Below are 1277 nucleotides of genomic sequence, written 5' to 3'. Positions count from 1 at the left end.
GAGTGCCGTGTCCGCCCCGCCACCGACCGGCGGCGGGGCGGACACGGCACTCTTGGAGTGAGAGTGGAACGTCGTAGCCTCCTGCGTGCGGCCCTCATCGGCGGCTCCTCCGCCGCGCTCGGCGGAACCCTGTGGCGCGGCGCCGCGTACGCGGCCCCCGCCCAGCCCGGCACCGGCCCCTACGGCCCCCTGGGCAGCCCGGACGCCAACGGCATCAGACTCCCCGGCGGCTTCACCAGCCGCGTCATCGCCCGCTCCGGACAGCGGGTGGCCGGCACCTCGTACACCTGGCACAACGCCCCCGACGGCGGCGCCTGCTACGCCGACGGCACGGGATGGATATACGTCTCCAACTCGGAGATCAACCCGGGCGGCGGCGCGAGCGCGGTGAAGTTCTCCTCGACGGGCGCCATCACCGGCGCCTACCGCATCCTCTCCAACACCCGCACCAACTGCGCGGGCGGCAAGACCCCGTGGAACACCTGGCTGTCCTGCGAGGAGGTCGACCGCGGCTACGTCTACGAGACCGACCCCTGGGGCACCAAGGCCGCCGTCCGCCGCGACGCCATGGGCCGCTTCAAGCACGAGGCGGCCGCCGCCGACCCGGTCCGCCAGGTCGTCTACATGACCGAGGACGTCACCGACGGCTGCTTCTACCGCTTCCGGCCCACCACCTGGGGCGACCTCTCCTCCGGCACTCTGGAGGTCCTGGTCGCCGGCACCGGCACCTCGGGCCCCGTCACCTGGGCCCGCGTCCCCGACCCCACCGGCGCGACCGCCACCCGCAACCAGGTCTCCGGCGCCAAGCGCTTCAACGGCGGCGAGGGCTGCTACTACGCCGACGACACCTGCTGGTTCACCACCAAGGGCGACAACCGCGTCTGGCAGTACAACGCGGCGGCGCAGACCATCGAACTGGCCTACGACGACTCCCTGGTGACCGGCGGCACGGCCCCGCTCACGGGCGTCGACAACGTCACGGGCACGTCATCGGGCGACCTCTTCGTCGCCGAGGACGGCGGCAACATGGAGATCTGCGTCATCACCCCCGACGACGTCATCGCCCCCTTCCTCCGCATCGACAACCAGTCCGCCTCCGAGATCACCGGGCCCGCCTTCTCCCCCGACGGCCGCCGCCTCTACTTCTCCAGCCAGCGCGGCACGACGGGCAGCTCGTCCGGCGGCATCACGTACGAGGTGACGGGTCCGTTCCGGGCATAGGGACACCGGGCGGGAAAGGGGGTGGCACCCGCCCGACGGTGCCACCCCCCACACCG

1 protein-coding gene is annotated in these 1277 nt (G+C 72.5%); it reads left to right on the top strand.

Annotated features, from left to right (window positions below; all coding sequences use genetic code 11):
* Window positions 1–63 precede the first annotated feature (63 nt).
* On the top strand, window positions 64–1221 hold the full coding sequence (locus CCN42_RS40340) for an alkaline phosphatase PhoX (protein ID WP_086742050.1): 1158 nt from the start codon (window positions 64–66) through the stop codon (window positions 1219–1221).
* The last annotated feature ends 56 nt before the right edge of the window (window positions 1222–1277 follow it).

It is taken from the genome of Streptomyces glaucescens (genome assembly GCF_002154375.1).
Taxonomy (GTDB): Bacteria; Actinomycetota; Actinomycetes; order Streptomycetales; family Streptomycetaceae; genus Streptomyces; species Streptomyces glaucescens.
This window is presented reverse-complemented; position numbering and strand designations above follow the sequence as displayed.